The sequence below is a fragment of the Caulobacter sp. GW821-FHT10C03 genome (genome assembly GCF_059415485.1).
In genome coordinates, this window is record NZ_JBWKNI010000005.1 from 34,523 (window position 1) to 56,477 (window position 21,955).

The window sequence follows — 21,955 nt, forward strand, 5'->3', positions numbered from 1 at the left end:
GCTTAACGCGCCCCGGCCGGCTTGCGGAACTTGTAGATGAACTGGTCGGTCTTGCCGCGGATCGACGGGTCGAACACCGAGACGTTGCGCTTGTCGGCGGCGTCGCGCAGCACGCGGCTCTCGCCTTCGAACACGAAGCCGGCGGCGGTGACCTCGGCCTTCACGGTCTCGGGGTCGATGCGGTGCAGCTTCTCGGAGTCGCGCAGGCCCGTGCCCGGCTGGGCCGAGTGGTCGAGCACCAGGTAGACGCCGCCCGGCTTCAGGGCCTGGAAGATCTTGCGGTTCACGACCGACAGGTCGGCCGGCCCCATCAGCGGGGTATGCATGTCGTGATAGTTCTGGGCCGTGAACACCAGGTCCAGCTTCTCGGGCGCGCTGAAGTTGGGCAGGGTGTTGAGGATCACCGACACGTTCTTGTAGGCCGGATCGGCGGCGATGGCGTTCACCGCCGGCTCGCGCTTGGCCAGCTTGGTCAGCTCGTCCGGCACATAGGCGTAGACGTGGCCGCGCGGGCCGACGGCCCGCGACAGGATGCGGGTGAAGTAGCCGCCGCCCGGGATCAGGTCGGCCACCTTGGCGCCGGTGCGCACGCCGGCGAAGGCCAGCACCTGGGCCGGCAGGCGGTCGGCGTCGCGCTTGCTGTCGGCCTCGGGGCGCAGCGGGTTCTCGACCGCGGCGATGATGTTGGCCGGAATGGCGACCGGAGCGTCGGCCGGAGGCGGCGGCGGCGGCTCGACCGGTCCCATCGGGGTCGTGGCGCAGGCGGTCAGGGCGAGCGCGGCGACGAGGCTGAGAAGCGGCTTACGCATGGTCTTCCTTCCGGAGGGTCTTCTTAGTTGCGCGCAAGCTAGCGACGCGAACCGCCACCGGCAATGCCGTTGGGGCATCTCCCGACGCCGAACGCCGTCAGGCGTCGGCCAGGGGCGTCCACTCCTCGTCGGCCGGCAGCGGGGCGAAGATCGCCTGGATATCGGCGTCATTCACCGCCTCGACCGTCGGCGGGTCCCAGCGGGGGGCGTTGTCCTTGTCGACGATCACCGCCCGCACGCCCTCGATGAAGTCGTGGCGGCGCACGACGCGCGAGCCGATCCGGTACTCCATAGCCATGTGCTCGGCGAAGTCGGTCATGGCCTCGCCGCGCTTCAGCTGCTCGAAGGCGACCTTCAGGGTCTGAGGCGACTTGGTCTTCAGCACCGCCAGCTGGGCCTTGCCCCAGTCGCTGGAGTCGGCCTCGAGGAACTCGAAGATCTGCTCGACGCTGTCGCCGACGAACAGGCGGTTGAGGTCCTGCTCGAAGCCGACCAGCGGCGCCTTGCCGGCGTCGGCGCGGTACATGCGCAGGGTCTCGTCGATGCGGCGGTGGTCGGCCAGGACGGCCTTCTTCAGCCCCTCGACCGCGCCGAACTCGACGAAGTGGGTGGCGATCCCCAAGCGCATGCAGTCCGCGCCCTTGATCCGCGCTCCCGTGAGCGCCAGCCACAGCCCCGCCTTGCCCGGCAGGCGCGGCAGGTACCAGCCGCCGCCGACGTCGGGGAACAGGCCGATGCCGGTCTCGGGCATGGCGAAGGTCGTGCGCTCGGTGGCGATCCGGTAGTGGGCCGGCATCGAAATGCCCACGCCGCCACCCATGACCACGCCGTCCATGATCGCCACCACGGGGCGGTCGTAGTGGAACAGCAGGTGGTTCAGCCGGTACTCGGTGTGGAAGAACTTGCGCGCCTCGACGCCGTCGCCGGCCCCGCTCTCGGCGAGCATGCGGATGTCGCCGCCGGCGCAGAAGCCGCGCTCGCCGGCGTGGTCGATCATGACCATGTCGATCTCGGGATCGGCCTGCCAGTCCAGCAGAGCCTGGATCATCGTCTCGCACATCGACAGCGTCAGGGCGTGCAGCGCCTGGGGCCGGTTCAGCGTGATCCGGCCCACGTTCTTCTTGGCGCGGATCAGGACTTCAGGGGCCTGCTTGGGGGGAGCGTCGGTCATCTGGGATCTCAGGCGAATTCGGGGTCTTCGACGGGGGCGCAGTCGAAGCGGTCGATCTGGCCGGCCATCAGGCGATAGACCGCGTCCTGCGGCACCTCCTGGGCCAGGGTGTCGGCGCGCGACAGGCCGGCATAGGCGCCGCGCAGCAACCGGCCGGCGACGCCGTGGCTGACGACGATCAGCCGGCGCTGGCCTTCCGGAGCCTGCTCGGCCAGCCAGCCGGCGACGCGGGCGGTGACGTCCTCGAAGGTCTCGCCGCCGGGCGCGCGGAAGGCCCATTCATAGCTGGCGAACAGCTCCGGGTTATCGCGGCGAATGTCCTCGCGCAGCCGGCCCGACCAGTCGCCGACGCTGATCTCCAGCAGGCGATCGTCGAAGCTCAGCGAAAGGCCCGTGCGCTCGGCGATGGCCTCGGCGGTATTGCGCGCCCTGCGCAGCGGGCTGGCGACGATCCGCCAGGCGTCAGAAGGCTCGCGCGCGACCAGGTCGGCCAAGAGGTCGCCCATGGCCCGCGCCTGGGCGCGGCCGAGCGCGGTCAGGTCGGACTCGGTCTGCCCCTGGAAGCGGCCTTCTCGGTTGAACTCGGTCTGGCCATGGCGGCAGAGATAGATCACTTGGCTTCGAACCTGGCTTTACGCGCCGCGACGTCTTCGGCGAACAGGTCCATGTAGGGCAAACCCAGGTCGTCGTCCTCTTCGAACCAGTAGGTCGGGATGTCGCCGTCCAGAAGCTCGGCCGCGACCAGTTGCAAGGCCAGCGTCAGCGCCTGCGCCGAGTCGACGCCGCCCGCCCTCAGCTTACGAACCTCACCATCCGCCGTCGTCATGGTCGCATGGCAGAGCCAACTGGAGCCCCAAGGCTGCGGCGTGAACCACCGGCAGAGCAGCGGCTGCGGCACGCCGTCGACCATGATCTGGTAGGTCCGCTCGCAGGCGACGCCCGCCTCCAGCGGCGGGCCGTCCACCTCGTCGATCATGAGAGGATCGGCAGGCGCTTCATCATTGGACATCGCGCTTCAGGTCTTCCTGGTCAGTTGATCGCCGGACCCTATCGCATCCTCACTGCCGGAACATCTCGCGGGCGATGATCACCCGCATGATCTCGTTGGTGCCTTCGAGGATCTGGTGCACCCGCAGGTCGCGGACGATGCGCTCCAGCGGATAGTCCTGCAGGTAGCCGTAGCCGCCGTGCAGTTGCAGGGCGTCGTTGGCGACCTGGAAGCCGGCGTCGGTGGCGAAGCGCTTGGCCATGGCGCACAGCTTGGTGGCCTGCGGGTCCTTGTTGTCGAGCGCGTGGGCGGCGCGGCGCACAATCAGGCGGGCAGCCTCCAGCTCGGTGGCCATGTCGGCGAGCTTGAACTGCAGGGCCTGGAAGTCCTTCAACGGCCGGCCGAACTGGTTGCGGGTCTCCAGATAGGCCTTGGCGGTGTCGAGGGCGAACTGGGCGCCGCCCAGCGAGCAGGAGGCGATGTTCAGACGCCCGCCATCCAGGCCCATCATCGCGAAGCGGAAGCCCTCGCCCTCCCCGCCGATGCGGTTCTCGACAGGCACACGGCAGTCGTCGAAATTGACCTGGGCGGTGGGCTGGGCGTTCCAGCCCATCTTGCGCTCGTTGGCCCCGAACGACAGGCCCGGCGTTCCCTTCTCGACCACGAAGGCCGAGACGCCCTTGGGACCTTCGCCGCCGGTGCGGGCCATGACCACATAGATGTCCGACACCCCGCCGCCCGAGATGAAGGCCTTGCCGCCGTTCAGCACATAGTGGTCGCCGTCCAGGCGCGCCGTGGTGCGCATGCCCGCCGCGTCGGAGCCCGAGCCCGGCTCGGTCAGGCAGTAGCTGGCGATCAGCTCCATGGTGGTCAGGCGCGGCAGGTAACGTCGGCGCAGATCGTCCGAGCCGAAGCGGTCGATCATCCACGAGGCCATGTTGTGGATGGTGAGGTACGCCGCCGTCGGCACGTCGCCGTAGCTGAGGGCCTCGAAGATGATCGAGGCGTCGAGGCGCGAAAGGCCGCTGCCGCCGAGGTCGTCCTGCACGTAGATGCCGGCGAAACCCAGCGCGGCGGCCTCGCGCAGCACGTCGATCGGGAAGTGCTTGTGCTCGTCCCACTGCGCCGAATGCGGGGCAAGGCGTTCCGCGGCGAAGCCGGAGGCCATCTCCTGGATGGCGCGTTGATCGTCGTTCAGCGCGAAATCCATGCGCCGTTTCCTCCCATGCGGGGCAGATCCGCCCTCATCGTCTTGGCCGCTGACGTGCCCCGCCCGGCGGAGTGTGTCAATCATATCTCAGTTGGCGAATATGAATGCGGCGCCGCAGCGAAATCGGGTGCGAAACGTCGCACCTCCCTTGATCCGGAACCCTCTCGGTATCAGATCGTCGCTGTCGGAGGCGTCGTCTCGGTTCCATGCAAAAGTTCATTACCGCTTTGGCCGCGGTCGCGGCCCTGTTCACGTTTGTGTCCGCGCCGGCTCACGCCGAGAATCTGGGCGTCTGGCGCAATCCCAAGGACAACATCCGCCTGCACATCACCGACTGCGGCAAGAGCATGTGCGGCTGGGTTGTCTACGCCAGCCGCAAGGCCGAGGCGGACGCCAAGAAGAGCGGCTACGACACCCTGGTCGGCCAGCAGGTGCTGCGCGACTTCGCGCCCACCGGCAACGGCAACATGCGGGGCCGCGTCTTTGTTCCGACGCTGAAGGTGACGCTGAACGGCACGGCCGAGTTCATCGACGCCCGCACCATGCGCGCCAAGGGCTGCGTCCTGGGCGGCCTCTTCTGCAAGTCGCAGGTCTGGACCCGCGTCGACGGCGTCCAGCAGGCCAGCGTCACGACCAAGACCGAGTAGTCCGCATTCGCCGCGCAAGGCCCCTTAAGGGCCTTCCGGCCTTGCCTACCGGGACAACGCGCGCGAAACCCTTCGCATGACCGTTCCTCCTCTCGCCCCCTACCCCGCCTCGCGCCTGCGCCGCCTGCGTCAGGCCGACTGGACCCGTCGTCTCGTCCGCGAGACCGAGGTCAGGCCGTCCGACCTGATCTGGTCGATGGTGGTGCATGAGGGCGAAGGAACCGTGCCGGTCGCTTCGATGCCGGGCGTCGAGCGACTGAGCGTCAAGGAGGCCGCCAAGGCCGCCGTCCGCGCCCGCGACCTCGGCATTCCCGCCATCGCCATCTTCCCGCACATCGATCCGTCGCGGAAGGACGCTACCGGCTCGATCGCCGCCGATCCGGACGGGGTGATCCCCCGCGCGGTCAAGGCCATGAAGGACGCCGCCCCCGAGGTCGGGATCATGTGCGACGTGGCCCTGGATCCCTTCACCGACCACGGCCACGACGGCGTGGTCGAGGGCGGCAAGATCCTCAACGACGCCACCATCGAGCGCCTGATCGAGCAGGGCCTGATGCAGGCCGCCGCCGGCGCCGACATCCTGGCCCCTTCGGACATGATGGACGGCCGCATCGGCCGCCTGCGCGGGGCGCTGGAGGGTCGCGGCCATCACGACACCCTGATCATGTCGTACGCCGCCAAGTACGCTTCGGCGTTCTACGGCCCGTACCGCGACGCCATCGGCTCGGCCAAGCTCTCGGCTGGCCAGGGCGACAAGAAGACCTACCAGATGGATCCCTCCAACACGGAAGAGGCCATCCGCGAGGTCGCGCTCGACATCGCCGAGGGCGCCGACATGGTCATGGTCAAGCCGGGCCTGCCCTATCTCGACATCCTGCGCCGCCTCGTCGACGAGTTCCGCATGCCAACCTACGCCTTCCAGGTGTCGGGCGAGTACGCGATGATCAAGGCCGCCGGGGCCAACGGCTGGATCGACGAGGAGCGCGCCATCCTCGAAAGCCTGGCCGCCTTCAAGCGGGCCGGCGCGGCCGGCATCATCACCTACTTCGCCCCCTGGGCGGCGCAGAAGCTGGGCTGATATGACCGCTCCGAGGACCGCCTTCGCACCGGGACGGTTCTATGGCGCGCCGACGGTCGAGCGTCAGCTGCCGGGCGTGCGGCTCGCGCACCTGGCGGCCACCACCAGCGCCGAGCACGTGCACGAGCACAGCCACGACGACGCCCACTTCGTGCTGGCCACCCACGGCCGCTACGAGACCACGGCCTGGGGCCCCGCCACCGAGGGTCCGGTGCTGGTCTACAATCCGCCGGGCGTCGTCCATCGCGACCGCTTCGTCGACAAGGGCGGTTACTTCCTGGCCGTCAGCTTCGGGGCGGGCAACTGGCGGGGACTGGCCGACGGCCGGGCGGCGATCGACGCCCTGCGGCTGACCGGTCCGGTCGCCCGCCGCGCCGCCCTGCGCCTGACCCGCTCGCTGCTGTCGGCCGACGCCGAGGCGCTGTCGCTGGAGGCCCTGAGCCTGGAACTGGCGGCCGAGGCCCTGGCCCCTGCGCGCGACAGCGACCATCCCCCGCCCTGGCTGGCCCTGGCCGAGACCTTCCTGGCCGACGCCTTCGACCAGCCGATCGGCGTGGCCGACCTGGCCCGCGTCGCCGGGGTGCATCCCGTCCACCTGGCGCGCGGCTATCGCCGCTGGCTGGGCGCCGCGCCGGGCGAGCGGCTGCGCACGCGACGGCTGGAACGGGCGGCCGACCTTTTGATGCAGGGCCGCGTCTCCATCGGCGAGATCGCCCTCAGCGCGGGGTTCTGCGACCAGAGCCACCTCAATCGCCAGTTCCGCCTGGCCTATGGCGTGACGCCCGGCGAGTTCGCGCGGCTGTGCGGGCGCCGGTCGGATGTTTCATGCGTCCAAGACGAGACCCCGACGCTCGCCTAAAGCTTGGGCGTGCAAGTCGGAGTCGCTTTGTCGTGAAACGCTTTCTGTTCGTCGCCGCCCTGGCGCTGGCCCCGCTTTCGTATGCTCACGCCGCCCCGGACTGGGCGAGCACCACGCCGGCCGCCGAGGGGATGTCGGCCGAAAAGCTGGAGGCCATGTCGGCGGCCATCAAGGCCGGCCAGTTCCAGAAGATCACCAGCGTGCTGATCGCCCGCCACGGCAAGCTGGTGTTCGAGGCCTATTACGACGATGCCCAGCCCGAGGGAGGTGCGGACGGCCGCCGCAACACCCGTTCGGCCACCAAGACCGTCACCGCCATGCTGGCCGGGGCCGCCATCGCCCGCGGCGCCATTCCGAACGTGGATGCGCCGATCAAACCCTACCTGAAGGGCCGCCCGCCGGCCGCCAATCCCGATCCGCGCAAGGACAAGGTCACGGTCGAGGACCTGATGACCATGAGCTCGATCGCCGAATGTGACGACGAGAACCAGTTCTCGCGCGGCAACGAGGAGCGGATGTACCTGATCGAGGACTGGGTCGGCTTCTATCTCGACCTGCCGGTGCGCGGCTTTCCGGAGTGGGCGCCCAAGCCCGAGGCCTCGCCCTACGGCCGGGCCTTCTCCTACTGCACGGCCGGCGTGACCACCCTGGGGGCCGTGGTGCAGGGCGCGGTCGGCAAGCCCCTGCCCGCCTTCGCCCGCGAAGCGCTGTTCGGGCCGCTGGGGATCGAGGGCGAGCGCTGGCAGATCTCGCCCCTGGGCCTGGCCCAGGGCGGCGGCGGGCTTGGCCTGCGCAGCCGCGACCTGCTGAAGCTGGGCCAGCTCTATCTCAATGGCGGCAAGTGGGACGGCAAGCAGGTGCTGCCGGCCTCATTCGTCGCCGCCGCCACCGCGCCGCACGCCAACGCCCGGCCGGACACCGACTACGGCTACCTGATCTGGCTGCAGACCTTTGCGGGCCACAAGGCCTGGGTGATGAACGGCTCGGGCGGCAACAAGGTCGCCATCGTGCCCGATCTCGACCTGGTCGCGGTGGTCACCACGGTCAATTTCGACGTCCGTCAGCCGCATGCGATCAGCGAAAAGCTGCTGGCCGAGCACGTGCTGGCGGCCGCTCAACCCTGACGCGCCGAATCTCCGAAGCGGCTATGCTGGGGGCCATGACCAAGGTCCTCGACATCGTCACCGCCGTGATCCGCGACGACGCCGGCGCCATGCTGCTGGTGCGCAAGCGCGGCACGGCGATCTTCATGAAGCCGGGCGGCAAGCGCGACCCCGGCGAGGACGACCTGACGGCCCTGGCCCGGGAACTCGACGAGGAACTGGGCTGCCGGCTGGTCTCGGCCAGCCTGCTGGGTCGCTTCTCGGCCCCGGCCGCCAACGAAGCCGGCTTCACGGTGCAGTCGGCGACCTATCTGGCCGTGGTCGAGGGCGACATCGCCGCCCAGGCCGAGATCGAGGAGCTGGCCTGGATCGACCCCGCCGCCCCGCCCGCCGGCCTGCCCCTGGCGCCGCTGCTGAAGGACGAAGTGATTCCGGCCCTGCTGGCCCTGGCCTGACAGCCGAGTTCAAACAGTTGCCGCGCGGCCGGCGGGCTAGCCGCTCACACCTAGCCCTGGCGCGCTTTGCCTGTGCTATAGGGCGGCCATGACGACGATCTACATCGACGCCGACGCCTGCCCCGTGAAGGACGAGACCTACAAGGTCGCGGCCCGCAACGGCCTGAAGACCTATGTCGTCTCCAACAGCTGGATCCGCGTTCCCGCCACCCCCGCCATCGAGCAGATCGTGGTCGACGCTGGCCCCGACGTCGCCGACGACTGGATCGCCGAGCGCGCGGGACCAGGCGACGTGGTGGTGACCAACGACATCCCCCTGGCCGACCGCGTGCTGAAGGCCGGCGGCGCGGCCATCGCGCCCAACGGCCGGGTGTTCACGAGCGACATGATCGGCTCGGCCCTGGCCTCCCGCTCGATCGGCGAGCACCTGCGCTCGATGGGCGAGGTCACCAGCGGCCCCAAGGCCTTCGGCCCGCAGGACCGCAGCAAGTTCCTCCAGGCCCTCGACCAAGCGGTCGTGAAGGCCCGCCGCGTGGTCCCGCGATGATCGAGATCACCTCCTGGCTGCGCATCGACGAGGACGAACTGGTCGAAAAGGCCGCCCGCGCCTCGGGCCCCGGCGGCCAGCACGTCAACAAGACCTCGACGGCGATCGAGCTGCGCTTCGACGTCGCCAACTCCCCGACCCTGACCGACGAGATCAAGGCCCGGCTGACGGCGCTGGGCGGCAGCCGCATGACCCAGGAGGGCGTGCTGGTGCTGTTCGCCCAGGGCCACCGCTCGCAGGAACTGAACCGCCAGGACGCCCGCGAGCGCCTGGTCGACCTGATCCGCCGCGCTACGGAAAAGCCGAAGCCGAGACGGCCGACCAAGCCGACCTATTCCAGCAAGCTCAAGCGCCTGGAGACCAAGACGAAGCGGTCAGGCGTGAAGTCGATGCGCGGCAAGGTGCGTCACGACGACTGACCGCGCGACACCCCGTCTAGTTGGGCCCGTCTAGTTGGGATCGACAACGCCCACGGCCAGGCGAGCACCGTTGACCTGCTGTTCGACAACGAACACCGCCTCGCCCTGGGTCAACAGGGTGAGTTGGCCATCGACGATGGTTCCGAAAAGATTGGCCAGCACGATATCGGCCGACCCCTGCCCCCCGTGCTGGATCATCGCATCCCAACCCATCATCTGATAGGTCACGCCGCCGGACTGCACGGCGATGCCCGTGGGGCCTTGCGCGTAATCCTGAATGTGCTCGGCGACCTGTTCGACGTTCATGTGATGGACCTCCCCTTAGCGGCCTCTAGCGGCCGGAGAGCTCCACCATGGAGCGCAATCACTTAATCGGAGATTGCGCTCCAGGCGTGATCGGCAGAGATCAGGCCATCGTCGGAATCGGCGGGCCGAACGAGAGGATCTCGTCTTTCCAGTCGGGTTCCGGGATCAGGCCGCCCAGCATCTTCTTCAGATAGAAGGCCAGGGCCGACTGCTCGTCGGCGCTCAGTTCCGAACAGGCTTCCTGGTGCAGGGGCGCGAGCTCGCTGCGGATCTGCTCCAACAGCGCCGCCCCCGTCTCGGTCAGGCGCACCACCACCTTGCGGCGGTCGTTCGGGGCGCCGCCGCGTTCGACCAAGCCGTCGCGGATCAGGCCGTCGATCGACCGGGTTAGCGTGGTGCGGTCCGCCGCCGAAAGCTTGGCCAGCCGCGTCATCGAACACTCGCCGAACCGGGCCAGCGACAGCATCGCCACCCATTTCGGAAACGACAGACCGTGACTCGCAACATGGTCGGCCGCCAAGGCGCGCCGATGCTGCTCGGTCTGATACATCAAATAGCTCAAATAGCTGGGCAGGGGCATGGATTGCCCCTCCCTCAGGTCATGCTGTGGCATGGTGTCCCCCCGCGCCGTGCGTCTTGATCTCACAACCTCTGCTGTTGCGCAATCGCCGCGAGGTCCCTAGCCAACGCAGCGTTCACCATCTTAGCAAACGCGGCCGTGAGAACCGCGTTCCGGATGATGTTAGCGGAACCGCCTGGCGGTCAGCGCCTGGGCGAAACGGGCGGGGCCGGAGGCGCGGGCGGGGCCGGCGGAGCAGGCATGCCCTGGATGATCGAGATCCGCGAACGGCTGCTGCGGCCGCAGGCCTTGATCGACAGCCCCGGCGGCAGGCGCGTGGCGGTGTCGCCGCAGGCCTCGTCGAGCTGGTCCTGCGTCAGGCCCTTGGCCCCGCTGAGATCGACGCCGAACAGGCGCACGCCCGAGAAGTCCGCGCCCTTGAAGTCCGCGCCCGTGAAGCTGCCGCCCCGCAGGTTGGAGGCCGTCAGCGAGGCGTTGCGGAACTGGGCGCGGTCGAACCGGCCGCCGGTGAGGTTGGAGCCGTTGATCTCGGCGTTGGAGAAGTCGGCGCCGCGGGCGTTGACCGAGGTCAGGTTGCTGCCGTGCATCTCGGAATTGGCCAGGCGCGCGTCGATCAGGCTGGCGGCCTCCAGATTGGCGCCGTGCAGCTCGGCCGAGGTTAGGTCGGCGCGGGCCAGGTTGGCGTTCTGGAAGTTGGCGGCGCTAGATTCCACGCCCGACAGGCGGGCCCCGGAGAAGTTGGCGTTCTGGAAATTGGCGCCGCGCATCTCGGCCCCGCGCAGGTCGGCGCGCGACAGGTCGGCGGACTGGAAGTTGGAGCCGAAGAACACCGCGCCGCGCAGATCCGCGCCGATCAGGTTGGCCTTGGCGAAGTTGGCGCCGGTGAACTTGGCGCCGGTCATCTTGCGGCCGGCCAGATCGCAGCTCACGCACATGCCACCGAGCGACACCAGGCGCGCCACGTCCTTGTCCTCGATCGAGGCCTTGGCCTGAGCCCGTCCGGCCAGGGTCGTCAGACCCATGACCAGGGCGGCGGCGAGCATGTTGCCCATTCGGGCCATCGGCGGTCTCCGTGCGGTCCAATAAGCGACCTTGCTGGTTACGGTTTGAGCCGCGGACCGCCGCAAGACCACTTAAATCGCGGTAATGACGGGGATTCGTCATCCCCGTCGCCCGCCGAACGCTTGTTCCATTGGGGAGACAAGCGCTCGCCGCGTCAAACCGCCACGCCCCCGAAATCCGCCTGACGGACCTCGGGCGGACCTGGAAGACGGACCCGGCAAACGGACCTCAGTAGAAGGTCACGTCGTCCAGTTCGAACCACAGCTTGGCGCCGGCCGGACGTTCGCCCTCGACGCCCACCTCGAAGAGGTCGGTTCCGGTCCAGGCCTTCTTCTCGGCCTTGCTCGAAGCCGGCGTGAAGGCCGAGAACGGCAGCGTCACCTTGGTCCATTGCGGACCGGCCTTGACCTTGGCCTGCCAGCGGCCGCCGGCGGTGTTGAAGCCCACCACATAGGTTCCGCCGTCGCCGCGCAGCGACAGCGACAGGCCCTTGAAGGCGCTGGCGTCCACCGGCGTCACCGAACCGCGGGTGAGCGGCAGCAGCACGCCGGCCGAGGCGTCGTCCTTGGTCGCCATGCGGGCGCCGACGCTCAGCACCTTGCCGCCGCCTTCGCGGTCGATGACCTGCGAGACCTCGAGGCTGCGGTCGCGGCCGCCGTCGAAGTCGTCCAGGCGCAGGGTGTCGAGGCTGGTGCGGCCGTCGGCGCGCTCGAAGTCGTCGATCAGGGCGGTCGCCTTCACGGCCGCCGGCGTCATGCGGTCGTTGGCGGGCGAGCGCGCCGCGCCGGGGCCGAAGGCGGCCTGGCCGTCGATGAACACCCGCTCGACCTTGTAGACGTCGGTGATCGTGTCCCACGGCTTGCCGCCGAGCAGCACGAAATCAGCGCGCTTGCCGGCCTCCAGCGTGCCGCGGTCGGCGATCAGGTTCATGGCCTTGGCGCTGCCGGCCGTGCCGACGGTCAGGGCCTGGGCCGGGGTCAGGCCGGCCTGGACCAGCAGTTCCAGCTCGCGCTGGCTGGACGAACCGTGCGGCGTGCCGGTCATGCCGGCGTCGGTGCCCAGGGCCAGCGGCACGCCAGCGTCGAACAGGGTCTTGGCGTTGGACAGCGCGTAGCCGAACTTGGCGCGGGCCTGGCGGGCGCGCGGGCTGTCGGGATCGGCCGGCGGCTTGGCGCCCGGCTTGACCGGCTCGTAGACCGCCAGGGTCGGGGCGTAGGCCATGCCCGAGGCCTTGATCGCCGCCACCGTGGCCGCATCGACCGGCTCGTCCTGCAGGCTGTGGGCGATGACGTCGACGCCGCTCTTGGCCGCCACCATGCCGCGCTCGACCGTGACGGTGTGGGTCAGGACCTTCAGGCCATACTTGTGGGCCTCGTCGGTCAGGGCCTTCAGGGTCCAGGCGTCCATGCTGGTGTTGTCGGGCGCGGAGCCATAGCGCCAGCCGTCGGTGAAGGCCTTGATGGCGTCGGGCTTGTAGGGGGCGATGGCGTCCACCGCCGCCTTGGCGCTCTCGGGGGTGTCGACCCAGCGGGTGGTGGCCTGGTCGGCCCAGTCGGCGCCGTGGCCGCCGGGCGTGCTGATGCGGGCGACGAAGTTGACGTGCGGCGCGGTCAGCGTCCCCAGCCACTGGCGGCGGGGCGCGAAGGATTCCGGCTGCTGGTGGAAGTCGTTCACCGTCGTCACCCCGGCGGCGACATAGGCGTCGGCGATCTTCGGCACGAGGCTGGGAACGCCGTTCGGGGTCCAGTGGGTGTGGACGTCGAAGAAGCCCGGCAGCAGGGCCGCGCCCTTGGCGTCGATGACGGTCGCGCCCTTGGGCGCCTTGACCCCCGCCCCTACGGCGACGATGCGGCCGTCCTCGACCACCAGCGTCCCGTGATAGGGCGCGGCGCCCGTGGCGTCGAAGATCTCGGCGTTCACGACGGCCAGCGGCCTGGTCTGGGCGGCCGCCAGGGACGTCGAGAGCGCGGCGGCGGCGAGCCCTCCGAGCAGGATGCGGGCGAAGGTCATGGACGGGCGTTCCTCGTTCGGGTCCGCGCCCCCGAGGGGACGCTCACACCTCATGACGAACCAGCTTCGCAAAACCAGCAGTCGTCGGCGCCGATCGGCATGCCGGGCGGCAGGGTTTCGACCGCGCCGGCGCGCGGGGCGGCCAGGGCCTTGCGGTCGCCCGAGGTCAGCAGGCGCGAGATCCGCGCCGCCTGGGCTGCCTCGGCCCCCTCGCCTTTCCAGGCGCCCAGGCGTTTGGCGTAGGCCAGCAGGGCCGCGTCGATCTGGGCGGCGGCCGTGGGCGACAGGGCCTTGTCGTCGAGCACGGTCACGAGATCGCCGACCAGCCGCGCCCGTACTCGGCGGCGCAGCTCGCCGGTGCGTCCGCCGGCCTGGGGCCCGCCGGGGGCGACCGCCGCCAGCAGGGCCTCGACCGTCTCGGCGACGTCCAGCTGGCCCGGATCGCGCCGGTTCTGCTCGACCAGGCGGTTCAGGCGCGCCGGGTTGAGCAGTTGCGACAGGGTGTGGTCGGCGGCGGTCTCGGCCGCCGTCGGCAGATCGAACACCGCCGCCCCCGAGGTCGGGAAGATCTCGATGTCGTAGGCCTTGTCGCGCGAGCCCGACTGACCTTGCGACAGCAGCGACAGCAACGGATCGGGCAGGTCGAGCACGGCCGGGTCGAGGGTGCGCACCAGCCCCGCCAGCGCCCGCCGCTGATCGGCGGCCGGGGTGGCGGGCGCGGCTTCCTTGCCGTCGCCGATCACCGCATAGCCGTAGTCGACGCCGCCGACGAACTTCACCGCCGCGTCCACCTGGTAGCGATGGAAGAGGTAGATCGGCACGAGCGCGCGGCGCAGGTCCGCCGCCGGCGCGCCGGCCGGCACGCTGCTTAGGCCAAAGCGCGACAGGGCGATGCGGCGCACGGCCAGCACGTTGTCCAGCTCGACGACCGGATCGGCGCCGTTGTCCCACAGCGAGCCGTAGGGCTGGGCGGCAGACGCGCCGCGTGCGTCGGCGTCGGAGACGTAACGATAGCCCTTGGCCTGAGCCTCGCGCGCCAGGGCGTCCAGGCGCTTGGCCTCGTCGCCGCCGGGCGGTCCCTCCGAATAGAGCCAGTCGATGGCGAAGGCGTCCCAGGCGCCGACGCCCTTCGCATAGGCCTCGGAAAGGTCCAGCCGGTCGCCGTCGATCTTCACCAGCGGCGCGGGGTAGTCCATCACCGAGGCGCGGCCGTACACGCTGCCGGCGAAATTGTGCGACAGGCCGATGGCGTGGCCGATCTCGTGGGCCGACAGCTGGCGGATGCGCGACAGAGCGATCTGGATCGGGTCGTCCGCCCCGCCCGTCCCCGTCTTGTCGGCCCCCAGCAGGCCCTCGAAGATCATCCGGTCCTGGCGGATGCGCAGCGACCCCAGCTGGACGACGCCGCGCACGATCTCGCCGGTGCGCGGATCGACCACCGTGGTTCCGGTCGACCAGCCGCGCGTCTGGCGGTGGATCCAGTTGACCACGTTGTAGCGGGCGTCCATCGGGTCGACGCCTTCGGGCAGCGGCTCGACGCGGAAGGCGTCGACATAGCCGGCCGCCTCGAAGGCCTGGTTCCACCAGCGCCCGCCCTCGACCAGGGCGCTGCGCACCGGTTCGGGCGCGCCGCGGTCGATGTAGAACACGATCGGCTTCTTGACCGGCGATCGGACGGCCGTCGGATCGGTCTTCTCCAGCCGGAAACGCCGCACCAGCCGCTGCACGGTCGGCTTGTCGAGCGGGGCGGCGTAGTCGGCGAACAGCACCTGGGCCGAGGTGCCGGTGCGCGGATCGAAGACCCGCGGCGTAAAGCCCGGGGCCGGCAGGCGGATGAAGCTGTGATGGACGCCGAACGTCACCGAGCGGGCGTCGGGAACGATGCCCGCGACCTCGCCGCCCGCGTCGTCGGCGGTGAAGGTCTGGCGGGTGTCGAACTCCAGATTGTCGGGGAAGACGCCGACATGGGCCAGATCGACATAGCTGAGGGTCGGAGCGGACTTGAAGCCGCCCTGCTTGGCGTCCTTCATCGCGCCGGGGATGTTGAAGGCGTCGCGCAGCAGGAAGCCGGCGATGTCGAGGGTGAAGCCGCCGCCGGCGGTTTCCTCGGCCACCTCGCCCGACCACACCACCGAGCCCGGGAAGCTGTCGCGGACCGTCCGTCGCTCCTCGGCGCTGCCGTCAACGGCGCGGAATCCGAAGTTCTCGAACTCGGCCAGCACCCGCTTGCCCACGCGGCGGAACACCAGCACCTGGGTGTCGCCGGTCGCCGCGCGGTCCAGCCCCACCGGCGTCGCGCCGAGGCCGCCGCTGAGGCTGGGCTGATAGAGGAAGCGGCCGGAAACGCCGTCCGCGTCCGGCGCCGGCAGGGTGACCAACACGACGCCCTTGGCCGCGTCGGTCTTCACCGGCAGCAGGCCCGACGCGGCGGCGGGACGCGCGACGTCGGAGACGGGGGCGACAGGGGCAAGCGCCAGCGCGGGCGAAAGGGACAGGCCGGCCATCGCGCCCGCCAAAGCCAGGACGCGCCACGAGGCGCCGCCGAAACCCGATTTTCTCATGCCCTGCTCCGTTCCCGCCCAGCCGGACGACGCTTGCCGGTTAGCACGCCGTCGCGTCGCGGCCCGCGGAATCGCGACGCCGCCCTCCTGGACGCCCCGAGCCGGACGGTTTCGCCCGGCCGACATGCAGGCAAGCCACTTTTTGAGCGGAGGCTAGTGGATTTCCCGGGCCAGGGCGCGAGCGACCAGTTCGCTGGCCTGGCGGCAACGATCCAGCGACGGGGCGCGACGGGGCGCGAAGACGGCTTCGGCGCGGTCGGGGCGCTCCGCTCCTGGCGCTTCGGCCAAGGTCACCAGCGACCGCTCGGGTCCGGGAGGCGCTATCGACCTCATGGGCAGGCCGCGTCGAAGGCGCAGGTCTCGGCCTCGAACTCGCCCAGCGCCGCTTCGGCCTGATCGGCCATGCGCCGCCAGGCCGCCAGCACGCCGTCGATGTCGGCTTCGCTGGTTCCGGGCGCGTCGAGGCCGGCTTCCAGGTCGTCGAGCACGGCGTTCCAGTCGCCGCGCAGGCCGCGGACGCCGGCGACCGTGCGGGCCAGCTCCGCCGCCGAGGCGATCAGGTCGTAGAGCCCGGTCTCGCGGCGCGAGCGCGGCGTGGGCGTGAAGGCCCACTGCTGCGACGGCAGACCCGTTTTCTCCCAAAGCCGCAGCTCGGCCCCGGCCTGCACCCCGCCCTCGCCGCCGACATCCAGCGCGTGGCCGGGAAAGGCGACGTTCTCGATGCAGGCGCCCTGGCGCGGCGGGATCAGGAAGAGGTCGGCGCGCTGCGGCAGGCCGTCCAGCGGCCCGACGCGCGGACGCGGCCCCTCGCTGACCAGCGGGAAGCCGAACGGCGTCGAGGCGTTGGCCAGGGTCCACAGCTTCTCGTCGGGCGAGATCTGCAGGTGCAGCGCCGGCTCGGCCGCCGACTGCAGGCGATGGGAGTCGGAGGCCGGGTCATGGCGCAGGCGCCAGAACTGGCGGGCCGCGCCGCCCTTCACCGGCTCCAGATGGGCCTGGCCGTCGTCGTCATAGGCCAGGCAGAGTTCGGGGGCCTCGCGCAGCGAGATGCGCACGGCCGGATCGCGCTCGAAGGCGGCGAACAGGGCGGCGAAGGCCCCGGCGCGGGTGGCGAAGTCGCGCATGCGGGCGGCGAGCGCGGTAGCGCGATCGGCGCGCATCCGCACCTGCAGGCGCAGCGCCTCCAGCGCGGCCTCGCGCTCCGGGCCCAGCAGCTTGCGATAGGACAGCGGCGCGACGTCCCGGCCGTAGGAAACGAGGTCGCGGGCGAAGGCGGCCATGCCGAGCTGTAGATCGAGCCCCTGCCCTTCGAGCATGGCGTCGAGTTCGGTCCAGGCGTCGAACAGCCGCTGGCCCTCGGCCGACAGGTCGCCGGGCTCGATGCGCTCGGCGCCGCGTCGCGGCTCCAGGGCCGGACCGACCACTTCTCCGAGGAAACCCACGATGTCACGGCGTTGGCGCGAGGCCTTCAGGGCCGCGCGGGTGTCGGCGGCGACCCGCCCGAGGGCGGCGACGTCACGCCAGTCGGCGAGACCCAGGTCGAACAGGGAACCGACAGCGCCCGACCGTCCGCTGGCGTCGCCCGCGAAAAGCAGCAGGCCGGTCATCCCCGCCTCCGCGTCTGGTCCTGAACCTGTCGCAAACCCCTCGTCTCCGCACTGGAGTCGGCGATGGGTCGCTCACGGCGCGCCGCAAGCGACCCCCGCCCCGCATGCGAGAAGCCCCCCAAGACTGTCTCGCGCGCCAATGGCCTGGAAAACCCGGAGCCGTCATGGCGGGACGGCTCCGGGTCCCTTCGATCGCGCGACGTCCGCTCTGGAGGCTTTTGGCCCGGCCGTCCGTGATCTGCGACACGATGTCCCAACCGCCGCCAGGCAGCTGTGCAATTTGTCACAGGGCCGAAGCTTCGCGATCAGCGGCGCGAAAGATTGAAGATCGACAGCGGCGGAAAGCTCTTACGCAGCTTGGTTCTGCCGACATAACCGCAGCGGAATCTGTCGGCGTGGCTGGTCGCCAGAGCCCCAGCCATGGCCTCGCTGACATAGACCGCGCCGGGGGCGACGTCGGGCTCGATTCGGGCCGCGACCACCACGTGGGCGCCGACCACCGCCTGGGCGCCGGTGATCGGGTTCACCCGCAGGTGCACCGGCCCGTAGTGGCCGCCGATGCGCAGGCCCAGGTGCCGGGGCAGGCCCCGGGCGCGCAGGTTCAGGCGGCGGTGAGCCTCCAGCAGCGCCAGCGCCGCCTCGGCGGCGTCGGACGGCTGGCCGAACACCAGGAAGACGCCGTCGCCCCAGGTCTCGACATGCTCGGGCGGCGCGGCGAGGCGGCCGATCGCCTCGGCCATGCCGGCCATCACCACCTCGAAGAAGGCCGGCACCTGATCGTCGCGCAGCGCGCCGAAGCCGCGCACGTCGATGAACAGCATGGCCTTGACCCCCCGCTCGCCATCGGCGCCGGCGGCGGCGGGCGGGCGGGCCTCGGGCTCGGGGCGCTCGAAGGGCAGGATCGCCTGCGGCCGGCCGGTCTCGCGCCAGTAGGCGACGTCGGCGGCGGCCCCGGCGGGACCGACGGCCGGACGCCCGTCCCAGACCGCGACCTGCACGGCCCGGGTCGACAGGCCCTCGGCCCGCAGGATGGCGCAGCCGGCGGCAAACCGGCTGGCGTAGGCGAAGACCTCGTCGTCGCCGGCGTAAGGATCGCGGGACGCAAAGCGCACCGAGGCGGCGCGGGCCAGGCAGGCGTCGAACCGGCCCACCCAGCGCTCGCCGAACGGCCGCACCGAGGTCTCGACATAGGAGGCCAGCGACACGGGCGCGACGACGTGCAGTTCGGCCCCGGCGGCCAGCAGGGCCTCGGCCCACAGGATGTCGGCCCCGGCGGCCAGGCCCCCATAGCCGAAACCGACGCGCTGGGCGCGCAGGACGTCGGTCATCCGGGCTTTCAGCACTGTCTCCTCGGCGAAATCGCCAGCGGCGAACATGTGGCCGGTGAACTGGGCGGCGGCGGGCGGTCGCAGGATCTCCAGCCAGGCGGTCGGTCCGCCGGTCTCGGCGGCGATCATGGTCAGCTGCCGAAGGGTCGAGGCGTGGGAAGAGACGCTGGAGGGGGCGCAGGCCACGGCCTTGGCCAGCATGTCGGCGGCGGCCTCGCGGCGGCCCAGCAGGAACAGCGCCTCGGCCCGGCTGGCGCGGTCGAAATAGCCGGCCTCGCCGTCGCTCGGATCACCGGCGTGCTCAAGAGCCAGGGCGGCGAGCTGGGCGGAAAGGCGCGCGTCGCCGGCGACGAGGCTCATGGTGGCGGCGTTGACGAGGCCATAGCGCCCCCCGCCATTGGCGGCGGCGGCGGAATAGCCTCTGGCGGAAGCGCGGGCGAAGGCTCTGCGGCGCGCGCCGGCGGCGCCCAGGGCCACGTCCTTGAGCAGCCGCGCGCCGAGCGAAAGCGCTTCGGCGTCGTCGGAGGCGGCCAGGCCCAGCCGCGCATATTCGGATCGGGCGAAGTCGGTCGCCCCGGCCCTGGCCAGGGAAAGCACGGCGGCGTGCGCCAGGACAAGCGAGCGGTCGCCGTCGTCCAGCGACCGCCGCGCCAGGTCATAGGCCTGAAGATGCTCGCCGCGCCGAAGCAGCGCGGCGAGCTCGTCGAATGACGTCAGGTCGGACAGATCAGGTGCCGGTGCCGTTTTCGATCAGCGGATCCAGGTCGATGGCCTGGCCCAGCGCGTCGAGCATGAACAGGCTGTAGACGAAGATGCCCTGGCGCTTGCATTCGAACACCACCTTGAACGCAGCGTAGGGAATGCCCTCGGCGTTCGGATCGGGATTGTACTTGGTCCAGGTGTAGCTGGAGAAGTTCTGACCCCAGTCGTTCTCGAACGAGATCGGCGTCGGCTGGAAGCGCCAGCCCTTTTCCAGAAGGTCGTCGCTGAGGCGGAACTTCAGGAGGCAGCGCTCCGAAAGGTCCAGGTCCAGGAGTTCGGGCGGGTTGGGTCCGACATCCATGAAGCTCAGGTTGTCGGGATTGAGACCGACGATGACTTCGACGATCTTATCGGGCTCGGGCCCGGTGACAGTGCTGCCTTGCATAAGAAAAATTCCCCCTTGAGGCGAGTTTAACCTAGAGGTGAATCGCGCCAAAACGCAACAAACTCAGGCTTCGCATAACCTTGTGCGCGGAGTTCGCGAACGATGGCCGCCGCCTCATCGGCGCGGCCCAGGCGGAACAACGCCCGCGCGAGGATGTCGCGCCCCTCCGGCGAAAGCGATTCCCGCTGCGGCCACAACAGGCGCTCCACGTCGGCCGCCCTGCCCTGCGTCAGGCGGGCCACGCCGAGCAGCATGGCTTCGCGGTCGGCGTCGCCCTTAACGCCCGGCCTGGCCGCCAGCGAGCGTTCGATCTCGTCCGCCGCGGCCTTGGCCAGGTCGGGCCGGCCGTCGATCTCGGCCAGCCTGATGGCCTCGACTCGCAGGCGACCGCTGAGCTTGGCGGTCCAGGCATAGACCTCGGGATTGAGCGCTCTCAGCTTGGCCAGCCGCACGCCCGCCCGCGCGTGTATCGATCGCGCTGCAACGAGGTCGCCTCTGGCCATCGCCAGGTCGAACGCGTCCATGTCGGCCGTCGCGGTGTATTCCAGCCACGTGGCGTTCTGCGGATCCAGCGCCACCAGTTCGGCGAAGCCGCGGCCGGCCTCTTCGACCAGACGGCCGGCCTCCTCGGTCCGGCCCAGCTCCAAAGCCCGACGGGCCAGGGCCAACTGACCGGCATAGACCTTGGCGGCCAACGGCCGGTTGTCGGGCTCCTTGGCGGCCAGCGCCTTGAGATGGGCTTGGGCGGCCGCCCGCGCGGCATAGGAGTCCCGCACGCGTCCCAGCCGCTGCAGGCAGTCGGAGACCCAGCCATGGGTGTCGGCCAGGTCGAGCACGTGGGTCCGTTCATCCGGCGCGGCGCGGTTGGCGGCGGCGAACCGGTCGCGAGCGTCGATGAACATCGCCAGAGCGTCCTTGAGCCGCCCCTGCTCGTACAGCAGGGTGCCCAGGTTGCTGCGGGCGTAGGCGACCTCCAGCCGCCACTCGGCGTTGGACGGATCCAGGCGCGTCAGCCGCTCGGCCAGCTCGCCGTAGCGGCGGAACCCGGCCTCGGCGTCGGTCGCCCGCGCCAGGCGCCAGTCCACATAGGCCAGCCAGAAGACGTTCTGGGCATGGTCGTAGAGCCGCTTGCCGTCCTCGGGCTCGCGGTTCGACAGGGCCCCCGAGGTTTGAGCGGCCTGCGAGAAGGCCTGGCGCGCGCCCTTCAGGTCGCCCCGCTTGTCGCGGATTTCGCCCAGCAGGGTCTGGGCCTTGGCCTGTTGGGCCAGTTCCGTATCGTCCAGGTCGCCGGTGCGCACATGGGCGTAGTGGGCGAGAGCCCGGGCGCCGACGCCGTCCAGCACGTCCAGCCGGCCGACTGGCTCAAGCTTCTTGCGTAGGTCGCCCAGCATATAGGCCACCAGGTCTTCGGCCTCGGCCCGCTGGGCGTCGGCCTCGCGGCGGGCGTCGACGGCGATCAGGGCCAGGGCGCCGGTCACCACCGCCACGCCGAGCGCGCCGGTGGTGATCGCCGTCATCCAGCGCGTGCGACGGCGCGCGTCGCGTTGGATCAGGCTGTCCAGCCGCGTCCCCAGAAGGGTCGCGGCGATCTTCATGAAGGCCAGCCGGCGTCCGTCGCCGCCTGGGCGGATGTCGGCCGCCAGAGGCTCGCCCCCCGGCGGCAGCGCCTCGCGCAGGGCCTGCGGCAGGCAGTCGATGACCTCTCCCCCGCCTTCCGGCGCGTCGACCAGCAGGCAGATCACCTGCTGCGGTCCGTGGGTCGAGAGGAAGCAGCGGATCTCCTCGCCGACCCATTTGGAGCGGCGGGCGGCCTCGGAACAGACGACGATCAGGAACTCGGAATGGTCCAGGGCGGTGCGAATCGCCTCGCCCAGATCGGCGGCGGCGGACAGTTCGGCGCGATCACGGAAGATCGGACGCAGCGGACGGCCGGCGGCGGCCCCTACGCCCTTGGGAGGACGATAGGCCTCCAAGCCCTTGTGCAGCCAGTCGACGAGCTTGCCGTCGCCATGGCTGTAGCTGATGAAGGCCTTGTAGTTTAAGTCCCCCATTGCCCCTCGACTCTCCC

At 70.4% G+C, this 21,955-nt stretch carries 22 protein-coding genes; 7 read left to right on the forward strand and 15 right to left on the reverse strand.

Annotated features, from left to right (window positions below; translation table 11 throughout):
- Nucleotides 1-2: 2 nt before the first annotated feature.
- The 5 genes from AC07NG_RS07780 to AC07NG_RS07800 all read right to left on the reverse strand — a co-directional run bounded on the left by AC07NG_RS07780 (nt 3) and on the right by AC07NG_RS07800 (nt 4,178).
- Nucleotides 3-809: a class I SAM-dependent methyltransferase gene (locus tag AC07NG_RS07780; RefSeq protein WP_494593103.1), complete on the reverse strand. Its 807-nt coding sequence runs from the start codon at nt 807-809 to the stop codon at nt 3-5.
- Between the two features lie 97 nt (nt 810-906).
- Nucleotides 907-1,980, reverse strand: coding sequence for an enoyl-CoA hydratase/isomerase family protein (locus AC07NG_RS07785; protein ID WP_494593105.1), 1,074 nt, complete (start codon nt 1,978-1,980; stop codon nt 907-909).
- An 8-nt stretch (nt 1,981-1,988) separates the two neighbouring features.
- Nucleotides 1,989-2,594: a histidine phosphatase family protein gene (locus AC07NG_RS07790; RefSeq protein WP_494593107.1), complete on the reverse strand. Its 606-nt coding sequence runs from the start codon at nt 2,592-2,594 to the stop codon at nt 1,989-1,991.
- Complete coding sequence (locus tag AC07NG_RS07795; RefSeq protein ID WP_494593109.1) at nt 2,591-2,956, reverse strand: DUF6968 family protein; 366 nt, start codon at nt 2,954-2,956, stop codon at nt 2,591-2,593. The genes AC07NG_RS07790 and AC07NG_RS07795 overlap by 4 nt, the downstream gene beginning before the upstream one ends.
- 82 nt (nt 2,957-3,038) lie before the next feature.
- Nucleotides 3,039-4,178, reverse strand: coding sequence for an isobutyryl-CoA dehydrogenase (locus AC07NG_RS07800; RefSeq protein WP_494593111.1), 1,140 nt, complete (start codon nt 4,176-4,178; stop codon nt 3,039-3,041).
- 206 nt (nt 4,179-4,384) lie between these two features.
- Between AC07NG_RS07800 and AC07NG_RS07805 the strand changes: the two genes are divergently transcribed.
- From AC07NG_RS07805 to arfB, 7 genes are all read left to right on the forward strand, one after another.
- Complete coding sequence (locus tag AC07NG_RS07805) at nt 4,385-4,825, forward strand: DUF2147 domain-containing protein (RefSeq protein ID WP_487291138.1); 441 nt, start codon at nt 4,385-4,387, stop codon at nt 4,823-4,825.
- Nucleotides 4,826-4,901: 76 nt separating this feature from the next.
- The gene (hemB, locus tag AC07NG_RS07810) at nt 4,902-5,903 is read left to right on the forward strand and encodes a porphobilinogen synthase (protein WP_494593112.1); all 1,002 of its coding nucleotides are present in this window, start codon (nt 4,902-4,904) and stop codon (nt 5,901-5,903) included.
- A 1-nt stretch (nt 5,904) separates the two neighbouring features.
- Nucleotides 5,905-6,762 carry a helix-turn-helix domain-containing protein gene (locus AC07NG_RS07815; protein WP_494593114.1) on the forward strand — a complete coding sequence of 286 codons (858 nt, stop codon included), beginning with the start codon at nt 5,905-5,907 and terminating at the stop codon, nt 6,760-6,762.
- Nucleotides 6,763-6,794: 32 nt separating this feature from the next.
- Nucleotides 6,795-7,886 carry a serine hydrolase domain-containing protein gene (locus tag AC07NG_RS07820; RefSeq protein ID WP_494593115.1) on the forward strand — a complete coding sequence of 364 codons (1,092 nt, stop codon included), beginning with the start codon at nt 6,795-6,797 and terminating at the stop codon, nt 7,884-7,886.
- Nucleotides 7,887-7,921: 35 nt separating this feature from the next.
- Nucleotides 7,922-8,320: an NUDIX hydrolase gene (locus AC07NG_RS07825; protein WP_494593117.1), complete on the forward strand. Its 399-nt coding sequence runs from the start codon at nt 7,922-7,924 to the stop codon at nt 8,318-8,320.
- An 88-nt stretch (nt 8,321-8,408) separates the two neighbouring features.
- Nucleotides 8,409-8,867, forward strand: coding sequence for a YaiI/YqxD family protein (locus AC07NG_RS07830; RefSeq protein ID WP_492854638.1), 459 nt, complete (start codon nt 8,409-8,411; stop codon nt 8,865-8,867).
- Nucleotides 8,864-9,286: an alternative ribosome rescue aminoacyl-tRNA hydrolase ArfB gene (arfB, locus tag AC07NG_RS07835; RefSeq protein WP_494593119.1), complete on the forward strand. Its 423-nt coding sequence runs from the start codon at nt 8,864-8,866 to the stop codon at nt 9,284-9,286. Before AC07NG_RS07830 ends, arfB begins: the two co-directional genes overlap by 4 nt.
- Nucleotides 9,287-9,316: 30 nt before the next feature.
- Here arfB and AC07NG_RS07840 read toward each other — a convergent pair whose 3' ends face one another.
- The 10 genes from AC07NG_RS07840 to AC07NG_RS07885 all read right to left on the reverse strand — a co-directional run bounded on the left by AC07NG_RS07840 (nt 9,317) and on the right by AC07NG_RS07885 (nt 21,938).
- Nucleotides 9,317-9,592 carry a hypothetical protein gene (locus AC07NG_RS07840; protein WP_492854640.1) on the reverse strand — a complete coding sequence of 92 codons (276 nt, stop codon included), beginning with the start codon at nt 9,590-9,592 and terminating at the stop codon, nt 9,317-9,319.
- Between the two features lie 100 nt (nt 9,593-9,692).
- Nucleotides 9,693-10,172 (reverse strand): MarR family winged helix-turn-helix transcriptional regulator, encoded by a 480-nt coding sequence (locus tag AC07NG_RS07845; RefSeq protein WP_487291149.1) that lies wholly within the window; start codon nt 10,170-10,172, stop codon nt 9,693-9,695.
- 182 nt (nt 10,173-10,354) lie between these two features.
- Complete coding sequence (locus tag AC07NG_RS07850; RefSeq protein WP_494593122.1) at nt 10,355-11,233, reverse strand: pentapeptide repeat-containing protein; 879 nt, start codon at nt 11,231-11,233, stop codon at nt 10,355-10,357.
- 229 nt (nt 11,234-11,462) lie between these two features.
- A complete protein-coding gene (locus tag AC07NG_RS07855; RefSeq protein ID WP_494593123.1) occupies nt 11,463-13,244 on the reverse strand; it encodes a CIA30 family protein in 1,782 nt (593 codons plus the stop codon).
- Nucleotides 13,245-13,294: 50 nt separating this feature from the next.
- Nucleotides 13,295-15,805, reverse strand: coding sequence for a zinc-dependent metalloprotease (locus AC07NG_RS07860; RefSeq protein WP_494593125.1), 2,511 nt, complete (start codon nt 15,803-15,805; stop codon nt 13,295-13,297).
- A 153-nt stretch (nt 15,806-15,958) separates the two neighbouring features.
- Nucleotides 15,959-16,099 carry a hypothetical protein gene (locus AC07NG_RS07865; RefSeq protein WP_492854644.1) on the reverse strand — a complete coding sequence of 47 codons (141 nt, stop codon included), beginning with the start codon at nt 16,097-16,099 and terminating at the stop codon, nt 15,959-15,961.
- A gap of 35 nt (nt 16,100-16,134) precedes the next feature.
- Nucleotides 16,135-17,412, reverse strand: a complete 1,278-nt coding sequence (locus AC07NG_RS07870) for an RICIN domain-containing protein (protein WP_494593127.1) — start codon at nt 17,410-17,412, stop codon at nt 16,135-16,137.
- A gap of 305 nt (nt 17,413-17,717) precedes the next feature.
- Nucleotides 17,718-19,337 (reverse strand): adenylate/guanylate cyclase domain-containing protein, encoded by a 1,620-nt coding sequence (locus tag AC07NG_RS07875; RefSeq protein WP_494593129.1) that lies wholly within the window; start codon nt 19,335-19,337, stop codon nt 17,718-17,720.
- Between the two features lie 130 nt (nt 19,338-19,467).
- Nucleotides 19,468-19,887 (reverse strand): hypothetical protein, encoded by a 420-nt coding sequence (locus AC07NG_RS07880; protein WP_487291161.1) that lies wholly within the window; start codon nt 19,885-19,887, stop codon nt 19,468-19,470.
- Between the two features lie 26 nt (nt 19,888-19,913).
- Nucleotides 19,914-21,938: a toll/interleukin-1 receptor domain-containing protein gene (locus AC07NG_RS07885; RefSeq protein ID WP_494593131.1), complete on the reverse strand. Its 2,025-nt coding sequence runs from the start codon at nt 21,936-21,938 to the stop codon at nt 19,914-19,916.
- Nucleotides 21,939-21,955 lie beyond the last annotated feature (17 nt).

Excerpts from the sequence above, each read along its gene's own strand:
- AC07NG_RS07780 (WP_494593103.1), bottom strand. The coding sequence starts at position 809 with ATGCGTAAGCCGCTTCTCAGCCTCGTCGCCGCGCTCGCCCTGACCGCC.
- AC07NG_RS07785 (WP_494593105.1), bottom strand. The coding sequence starts at position 1,980 with ATGACCGACGCTCCCCCCAAGCAGGCCCCTGAAGTCCTGATCCGCGCC.
- AC07NG_RS07795 (WP_494593109.1), bottom strand. The coding sequence starts at position 2,956 with ATGATCGACGAGGTGGACGGCCCGCCGCTGGAGGCGGGCGTCGCCTGC.
- AC07NG_RS07800 (WP_494593111.1), bottom strand. The coding sequence starts at position 4,178 with ATGGATTTCGCGCTGAACGACGATCAACGCGCCATCCAGGAGATGGCC.
- AC07NG_RS07805 (WP_487291138.1), top strand. The coding sequence starts at position 4,385 with ATGCAAAAGTTCATTACCGCTTTGGCCGCGGTCGCGGCCCTGTTCACG.
- hemB (WP_494593112.1), top strand. The coding sequence starts at position 4,902 with ATGACCGTTCCTCCTCTCGCCCCCTACCCCGCCTCGCGCCTGCGCCGC.
- AC07NG_RS07815 (WP_494593114.1), top strand. The coding sequence starts at position 5,905 with ATGACCGCTCCGAGGACCGCCTTCGCACCGGGACGGTTCTATGGCGCG.
- AC07NG_RS07825 (WP_494593117.1), top strand. The coding sequence starts at position 7,922 with ATGACCAAGGTCCTCGACATCGTCACCGCCGTGATCCGCGACGACGCC.
- AC07NG_RS07830 (WP_492854638.1), top strand. The coding sequence starts at position 8,409 with ATGACGACGATCTACATCGACGCCGACGCCTGCCCCGTGAAGGACGAG.
- arfB (WP_494593119.1), top strand. The coding sequence starts at position 8,864 with ATGATCGAGATCACCTCCTGGCTGCGCATCGACGAGGACGAACTGGTC.
- AC07NG_RS07840 (WP_492854640.1), bottom strand. The coding sequence starts at position 9,592 with ATGAACGTCGAACAGGTCGCCGAGCACATTCAGGATTACGCGCAAGGC.
- AC07NG_RS07845 (WP_487291149.1), bottom strand. The coding sequence starts at position 10,172 with ATGCCCCTGCCCAGCTATTTGAGCTATTTGATGTATCAGACCGAGCAG.
- AC07NG_RS07850 (WP_494593122.1), bottom strand. The coding sequence starts at position 11,233 with ATGGCCCGAATGGGCAACATGCTCGCCGCCGCCCTGGTCATGGGTCTG.
- AC07NG_RS07855 (WP_494593123.1), bottom strand. The coding sequence starts at position 13,244 with ATGACCTTCGCCCGCATCCTGCTCGGAGGGCTCGCCGCCGCCGCGCTC.
- AC07NG_RS07860 (WP_494593125.1), bottom strand. The coding sequence starts at position 15,805 with ATGAGAAAATCGGGTTTCGGCGGCGCCTCGTGGCGCGTCCTGGCTTTG.
- AC07NG_RS07870 (WP_494593127.1), bottom strand. The coding sequence starts at position 17,412 with ATGACCGGCCTGCTGCTTTTCGCGGGCGACGCCAGCGGACGGTCGGGC.
- AC07NG_RS07880 (WP_487291161.1), bottom strand. The coding sequence starts at position 19,887 with ATGCAAGGCAGCACTGTCACCGGGCCCGAGCCCGATAAGATCGTCGAA.
- AC07NG_RS07885 (WP_494593131.1), bottom strand. The coding sequence starts at position 21,938 with ATGGGGGACTTAAACTACAAGGCCTTCATCAGCTACAGCCATGGCGAC.